This window comes from Yoonia sp. (assembly GCF_036007805.1).
Classification (GTDB): domain Bacteria; phylum Pseudomonadota; class Alphaproteobacteria; order Rhodobacterales; family Rhodobacteraceae; genus Yoonia.
The window spans coordinates 1-7,178 of record NZ_DASYOK010000210.1; the positions used below are offsets into that span (position 1 = coordinate 1).

The 7,178-nt window shown below is 57.3% G+C and carries 7 protein-coding genes; 3 read left to right on the top strand and 4 right to left on the bottom strand.

Translation table 11 applies throughout. From position 1 onward, the window contains the following. Positions 1-632: 632 nt before the first annotated feature. The 3 genes from VGP75_RS11840 to parS form a co-directional block, all read right to left on the bottom strand. Positions 633-1,724 carry an IS630 family transposase gene (locus VGP75_RS11840; RefSeq protein WP_327543859.1) on the bottom strand — a complete coding sequence of 364 codons (1,092 nt, stop codon included), beginning with the start codon at positions 1,722-1,724 and terminating at the stop codon, positions 633-635. A 667-nt stretch (positions 1,725-2,391) separates the two neighbouring features. Continuing rightward, complete coding sequence (locus VGP75_RS11845) at positions 2,392-2,889, bottom strand: RES family NAD+ phosphorylase (protein ID WP_327543860.1); 498 nt, start codon at positions 2,887-2,889, stop codon at positions 2,392-2,394. Next, positions 2,886-3,356 carry an Xre family toxin-antitoxin system antitoxin gene (gene parS / locus VGP75_RS11850; protein WP_327543861.1) on the bottom strand — a complete coding sequence of 157 codons (471 nt, stop codon included), beginning with the start codon at positions 3,354-3,356 and terminating at the stop codon, positions 2,886-2,888. Before parS ends, VGP75_RS11845 begins: the two co-directional genes overlap by 4 nt. A gap of 279 nt (positions 3,357-3,635) precedes the next feature. Between parS and VGP75_RS11855 the strand changes: the two genes are divergently transcribed. Genes VGP75_RS11855 through VGP75_RS11865 form a run of 3 tightly spaced genes read left to right on the top strand, consistent with a single transcriptional unit; the run spans position 3,636 to position 6,941 of the window. Further along, complete coding sequence (locus VGP75_RS11855; protein ID WP_327543862.1) at positions 3,636-5,270, top strand: TnsB C-terminal domain-containing protein; 1,635 nt, start codon at positions 3,636-3,638, stop codon at positions 5,268-5,270. A gap of 1 nt (position 5,271) precedes the next feature. Further along, the gene (locus VGP75_RS11860) at positions 5,272-6,153 is read left to right on the top strand and encodes a TniB family NTP-binding protein (RefSeq protein WP_327543863.1); all 882 of its coding nucleotides are present in this window, start codon (positions 5,272-5,274) and stop codon (positions 6,151-6,153) included. Next, entirely contained in the window at positions 6,150-6,941 is a 792-nt protein-coding gene (locus VGP75_RS11865; protein WP_327543864.1) for a TniQ family protein, read from the top strand. Before VGP75_RS11860 ends, VGP75_RS11865 begins: the two co-directional genes overlap by 4 nt. Here VGP75_RS11865 and VGP75_RS11870 read toward each other — a convergent pair. After that, positions 6,938-7,178, bottom strand: a 241-nt coding sequence (locus tag VGP75_RS11870) for a hypothetical protein (protein WP_327543865.1), incomplete at its 5' end; no start/stop codon positions are given. The genes VGP75_RS11865 and VGP75_RS11870 overlap by 4 nt on opposite strands.

The following is a 7,178-nucleotide window of genomic DNA, read 5'->3' on the forward strand; positions in this document are numbered from 1 at the left end:
ATGAATAGCCTCATTTGTTGGTCAGTGACATGACGGCCCGGCATGAATAATCCCCCATTGTGGAAGATCATTACCTATCCGAGCCGACCACGACCGTCAGACCCGCCTAATTGAGGCGAAACGCGGGGGTGGTATCTCTCCAGTCGGGCTACGCCCTCCCTGCGAGACACCACCCCCGCGTTCTCATCCTGATTGACGCTGGATTCTCATCTTGTTTGTCGCGCTGCACATACGTAAACTCAGCCAAACCTCACAGTTTATTGTTAATCATGGCCCTGCGCATGTGATTTGATTTTTGTCAATCTCACACGTCGGGCCGCTGGCACAGCACACTGCTGACGTCGAATTCAAGACACTGGAAACCCTACAGCGGGTACAATCAGATCGGACTGGTTCGGGTTTGCCGGACAGCACCGCCGTGATTAATTTGACTGTTTAAGGATCGGTATTTATTTTTTGCGTGATTAACCAACCGACGACCGGTCTAAAGACGTCCCGTGCTTGCTCAAAGCACCCCTCGTGCCAATAGGTTTCAGTATCTCCGTGACGCAAAACGGTATCATCTCTCGCAAAACACCAACTGCAGACATTTTCCCCTACCGTTTTCTCTAGTGTTCCGAGTCTGACACTTCCTACCTGTTTTCCCTGATTTCATCGAGGGCGTTGAGCGCGCGGCGCTCGCTGGCGAGGATGTCTTCTGCGCTCTTTGTCCACCTGAACGGCTTCGGCTGCTCGTTGTGATGGGCCAGATAGTCATAAATCGCAGCCTCCAGATCATCGACGCTGGAGTAGCTGCCGCGCCGGATGCGCTTCGATGTGATCTCGGCAAAGAAACGCTCCACAAGGTTCAGCCATGAGGCGCTGGTGGGCGTGAAATGCAGCTTGAAGCGCGGGTGCTTGTCCAGCCAGGCCCGTACCTCTGGCGTCTTGTGGGTGGCGTAGTTATCGAGAACCAGATGCACGTCACGCCGGGCGGGCACGGCCTTTTCGATCTGGCGCAAGAATTTCAGGAACTCTTTTGCACGATGGCGGGGCATGCAATCGCCGATGACCTTGCCCGATTTCACATCGAGGGCAGCGAAAAGCGTGGTCGTGCCATGGCGCTTGTAATCATGGGTCATAGTCGCCGCGCGGCCCTTCTTCAGTGGCAGTCCGGGCTGGGTGCGATCCAATGCCTGGATCTGGGACTTTTCGTCGACGCACAGCACGACGGCACGATCGGGTGGGTCGAGGTAAAGCCCAACGATATCGGTGACCTTCTCCTCGAACAGCGGGTCGTTCGAGACCTTGAACCCTTTCACAATATGCGGCTTGAGACCTGCATCGGCCCAGATGCGCCCGACGCTCGAGGGCGATATGCCCACCGCCTCCGCCATCATCGTGCGGCTCCAGTGCGTAGCATTGGGCGGCGTCTCCTGCACGGTCTTCGCGATCACCTTCAACCGGATCTCCCTGGGAAGCGGCGGCACCCGCGAGGGCCGCGTCTTGTCGCGTTTGAGTCCCGGCACACCTTCATCGAGATACCGTTCCTGCCAGCGCCAGACCGTCGGTTTCGACATGCCTGTCCGCCGCGTGATCTCAACCGTCCCTGCGCCGTCGGATGTTGCGAGCACGATGCCCGCCCGCCAGGTGAGCTTGCGCGGCGTGTTGCGGTTGGTCAGCAGAGCTTGAAGCTCGGCGCGGTCGGCGGGGCCAATATAAAGGCAGATGTCGGTGCGTCTCATCCGCCGTTCATGCCACGGCTGAGCAGCTTTGGGAATCCTATGTCAGACGTGGAACACTAGGAGAATGCAGGCTTTACTGTCTTTTTTGCAACCAATCAATCTTTAGGGCGCCTCGATTTTTGACCATTTTTGCTGGTGCTGAGCGCTGGCAGGGTTTTCAAGTCAAGCGTAACGCCAGCCGCTGCCCTCTTGGCGCGCCTGTGGGTCACGGTCATCGGCCGATCAAGTGCAGTTTGCGGCCTTTCGGCCTGGTTTGCCCGCCCGGAGGGGCCAGGCTGGGCAAGGGTCGTCCAATCGCCCTTGGTTGGCAACCACACGCAGCAGCGGTTTGTCGGCCTCGTTGCCGAAGGATTCGACAAATTGCTCTTGATCCACCTGTTTAAAGTTGCACTGGCGTGTCTGATCGGTTGCATTGGTCGTCAAAGTGGCGGCTTAGGCATGCAGATTAGGGATGTCTACTGTCAAGAGCGACTCCTTATACGAAAAGGTGATCTGCCCCCACTGAGTGGTCCGGTTTGAATGTTAGTGCATGGTCGGTTTGATCCGATCCCCGCAAACTGGACCGTTTGAAGGTGGAGTTTGCGGGGATCAGATCAGTGCAAGCCAGCCCCTCTTTTTGGCGTCAAAAAGCACCGTTTTTGGAAAAATGGCATTCATCTTAAATATTTCAGAGCTGTAGACGTGGATCGAGAGCAAAGCGTTCTTGGGTAATTTCGTCGTAGTCAGACGCTGGTTTTGTCGCATCAAAAATCAGGTTCCAGCTATGTCGCGACACGGCACTCGGGATCAGGATGAAACGGTGTTCCCTCAGAAATTCATCCCCATATTGCTGCTGGTTCTTGTTTGGGGTACACGGATATAACCAATTTGGGTTGGGAACATCATCCGGCCCCACAATGTGGATACCCTTTGGGTCGACAATGCGGCCCGACGTCAGAACATGCGGCTGCGTATCAAGAACACGAAACCCCTTATGCACGGCGACCTCCAGCGTCGCGGTGGCCGGATCGATCGACGCGTAGATCGCCCGCGTACCAGTCGAGTTCCATCTGCCCCCCACCCGGAAGCTCCCCTCTCCGGTATTCCAGGTTGCGGCGTGCCTTTCCGCATCCAATCGCCAGAAGCGGATCTCCCCGCTCCCCAGCGGGGGAGGCAGAGGCGTCATGCATAAACTCCGTACTCGATACGCGTCAGATAATCCTCAACGGCCTCCACCCCGACGGCCGTGCTGAGTAGATCGATCGGGCGACGCTGGTCCAGACCGATCGCGGGCGCGTTCAACCACGCCTCCGCCTCCGCCTTGGAGCCGAAAATTTCAGAAGCTCGACCAAGAATCTCAGCGAATTTCCAGGTCCGGTTGCTCTGGTCAACGCTCAGCACGGCGTCAGGAGCATCCTTCTTGCGACGCTGAAGTGTTCTCACACTGATCCCGATCGCCTTTTCAAGAACGGCATCTGCGGCCAGAAAGGCTACTTGGGACGTGAGGTGTAGCAGGGCAGCCGAGGGCAAGCCCAACATCAAAATATCGTGCGCCTCCAAGTTATTGCGCACCGGCTTCCGGATGGTATCCCTTCCCCCTAGCAGAGCATAGGTGCGAGCGATGTCGTGTTCAGCTGATACTGTTTGGGCCATACGATCCTCCAATGCGTCATATGTCGCTACATATATGACACGTGACGCAAGCGATTTCAAGGTCGTTACCTCGATTGGCCACTTTCCACTGCTGTCGTCCATGAGCCCCCGCGTCATCAAGGTGCTGAGCAGGTGTCGCGTAGCCCTTAATTGTGAGATGGGAAATCCAACGAAATCAACGGCCGCCGTTTGCCCTTAAATATGAGATTTTGTCTTTAATTCCGATATTTTTGCCCTTAAACCTGAGACAGGGTTCACAGGTTTTTGCGGCAAATGTTGATGGAAAATGATGACGAAGAGTCAGTTGCCCTTGGTGCTGAAGAGGCGCGCAGGGCTGCTGTACTGCGTCCGCTTGTTCAGGCATATCTCAAAGGAACTGGCAGTCTGGAAAGTGGCATCAATGACGCCGTTTGGGAGCTTGGTGTCAGCAGGGCGACTGTCTGGCGCTGGATAAAGCGTCTGGCCGAAGAGGGTGGGCGCACCAGCGCGCTGGCTTCTCGGAAACGGGGCCGCCCGACTGGTACAACCTTGATATCCGGCAAGGTGGAAGCGGTGATCGAAGAACATCTTCGCCGTTATTTCTTACGGCGGGAACGTCCAAGCCTGTCGCGCGTCGTGACAGAAATCCGCAGCGCGTGCTGGCAGCAGGGCTTGCAACCGCCGACGCGTCGGACGGTTCAGCGCAGGCTGGATGCAATGGACGCCCGCGCAATTGCCAAGGCACGCGAAGGCGCAAAGGCGGCCCGCCAGAAATTTGCGCCGGTCGTAGGCGACAACAAGGCAAACCGGCCACTGGAGGTCGTGCAAATCGACCATACGCCTGCGGACATCATTCTCGTCGACAGTTTTGAACGCCAACCAATTGGGCGGCCTTGGGTCACGCTGGCGATCGACGTCGCAACGCGGATGGTGACCGGATATTACACCTCTCTCGAGGCACCCTCGCGTCTGTCAGTGGCGCTTTGCCTGACACAGGCTGTAGCCCCCAAAGCGGAACTTCTGGCGGAATTGGTGTGCAATGTTCCTTGGCCCGCGCAGGGTAAACCGCATAGCATCCACGTCGATAACGGGCGCGATTTCCGGTCGCATGCCTTTCGGTCGGCATGTGCGGAATGGGGGATCGATCTGGTCTATCGGCCGCCAGGCAGTCCTCATTTCGGAGGGCACATCGAACGATTGATCGGCACGATGATGGGGGCCGTGCACCTGTTGCCTGGAACAACGCAGTCCTCGGTCGTGGCCAAGGGCGACTATGACGCCGAGGGCATGGCCACGATGACCTTAAGCGACTTCGATCGCTGGTTTGCTCTGGAAATCTGCCGCTACAACAACAGCATTCATTCAAGTCTTGGCTGTACGCCCGTCGCTAAATGGGAGGCACTCTCAGCGGAAATGATGGGTGACATCCCCTTCGAGATGGAAGCTTTTCGGGTGAGCTTCTTGCCGAGCGAACTGCGTAAGGTCAGGCGTGACGGCATCCATCTGTTCCAGATACGGTACTGGTCGGATGCTCTTGCAGGCCACATTGGGCGCGGCGATGGGAAGGTGGTCGTTCGCTACGACCCTCGCGATATCTCAATGATCTGGGTCGAATTGGACGATGGCCGATATGTTGAGGCGCGTTACAGAAACTTGGAAATTCCGCCCGTGCCGCTCTGGGAGTATCGCGAAGCCATGAGGAAGGCCCGTGCCCTTGGCAAATCCGGGTCCAATGAGCTGGTCTTGGCTGAGCTGATCCGACAGCAACGCCAGATCGAGTTTGAAAGCCGGGGCCTAACGAAGGCCGAACGCCGATCCCGTGAAAGAAAAGGGACATTGGAGGGCACCAACTCGGCTTTCTCGAAAACCGAAGGGCTGCGCCCGATCGACACGGGTGATACATCGCGCCCATTGTTCAAAGTGGAGAGATGGTGAATTGAGGGCAGGGACAACAGAGGAAGACGGTCGGATCGCCCTCATTCAATCGGATATCTGGATTGGCTTTCCGCGGGCCGAACAAGTTCTGGACCGTTTGCAGGGTATGATCGAAGCGCCAAGGCAAACCCGTATGCCTGGCCTTCTTGTGCATGGCGCGTCCGGGATCGGCAAGACGATGATCGCCCGCAACCTGTCGCGCAGATATGCACCGGAATATGACCCAGCATCGGGAATTACGCGAACGCCGCTCTTGCTGTTACAAGCACCGCCAGCTCCCGACGAACGGCGGTTCTATCTGCACATCCTGGCGTCCGTCGGGGCACCGGCCACGGCACCGGGCGCGCGCGCTCAAAATGTGGCCTCCCTCGAAGTCCGTGTTGTTGCGCTTTTGCGCGACCTTGGCCTGCGGATGATCATGATCGACGAGGTCCACAACCTCTTGGCCGGGACCCACCGCGAACAGCGACGCTTTCTCAATGTTCTTCGTTATCTCAGCAATGAGCTCGAGGTGTCACTGGTCTGTCTTGGGGTCAGCGAGGCCGTCGATGCCATCCGTGGTGATATCCAGCTTGCCCGACGGCTGGACGAACATCACCTGCCAAACTGGCGCGACGATGCCGAGTTCTCGGACATGATCCAGACCCTTATTGCTGCCATGCCACTGGAAAAGAAGTCCAACCTGAAGGTCAAGTCACTCAAGCAGATACTTGCACTGACCGGTGGGGTGACCTCGCGCATCTTCGCTTTGGTCAAGGATCTTTCCATCGATGCCATTATCACAGGCGAGGAATGCATCACTGATGACGCGATCGCAAAATGGACGCCGGTTTGGTCGCGTCACGCGTCCGCTGGGCGGCGGCTTGAGAAGTCCCGGGTGTGAAGCCGCACCCGCTGCCCAAGACTGTCGCGCCGTTGCCAGACGAGTTGTTGTCAGGTTGGTTGTCTCGGCTGGCTGCGGCCAACTACTGTAATGACACGGAACTGCTGGCCCATATCGAGGTCGATACGCGACATGGCGCTGCCCTGGACTTCGACGTTGAGGCGGCCGATGCGGAAAAGATATCTATCGCTGCGCGTGTCGATCCCGACACCGTGCAGTCAATGACTTTTACGGCAATGACGAAAATGGAGATGATGCTTACAGCGCAAGTTCCTTTCCAGTCTTGCCCCGAGTGTTCCCGACGTGGCCTCTCGCTCAGGCATTGGCGGCGATCCTGGGCATTTGATTGCCAATTTTGTGGGACCCTACTTGTTCGGAGCCTCGCAAAGCCCGGTGACAAAAAGTTGCCAGAAAAACTTTTAGACCGCGCTCGCTGCGGGGCAGGGCTGCTTGAGCACGCAGCGACGTCAAATCGCCCCAATCTACTTCGACGTGCAATGCGCGCGGTCACCTTTGGTATGTCGCTAAAGGCCGTCCGCGGGGATCCGTTATTCGCTCTTCAGAGTCCCAGACCGGAAGTGAGGCTGTTCTGCCTTGCGGCGATCGCTGCGGCCCAGTCTCGTCCGCTGGTCAAAGCGGCCATCTCGAGCTCTGGCATCGACGACTATGCAAGGGTTGCTTTATTGCGCGCCTTCGAGAAGGAGCCACGTCTGCTTGCTGCGGTTGATCACATCGCCCGGCAGCGCGTGAAAAGCATAGGCCCGATGGCAGTCGAATCTCATAATTAAGGGCAAAAAATACCCCCGAACGCGTCGTGTTTCAGATTTAAGGGCAACGCGACAATGGGCTCAAGCGTGGTCCAGATGTCATCAACGACTTGTTCAAGGCTCATTCCTTCGATCTCGGTCGCCTCGGAATAGGCTAGCCACTGAGCGGACTTTGTTGCATCTGTGGCGAACGCGTGAGACAGGCCTGGCGGTCGCTCCTTCGGCACCTCCGTTTGACGCCGCTCAAAGGTCTTTTCG

Coding starts and splice junctions, on each gene's coding strand:
- VGP75_RS11840 (WP_327543859.1), bottom strand. CDS start 1,724: ATGAGACGCACCGACATCTGCCTTTATATTGGCCCCGCCGACCGCGCC.
- VGP75_RS11855 (WP_327543862.1), top strand. CDS start 3,636: ATGGAAAATGATGACGAAGAGTCAGTTGCCCTTGGTGCTGAAGAGGCG.
- VGP75_RS11845 (WP_327543860.1), bottom strand. CDS start 2,889: ATGACGCCTCTGCCTCCCCCGCTGGGGAGCGGGGAGATCCGCTTCTGG.
- parS (WP_327543861.1), bottom strand. CDS start 3,356: ATGGCCCAAACAGTATCAGCTGAACACGACATCGCTCGCACCTATGCT.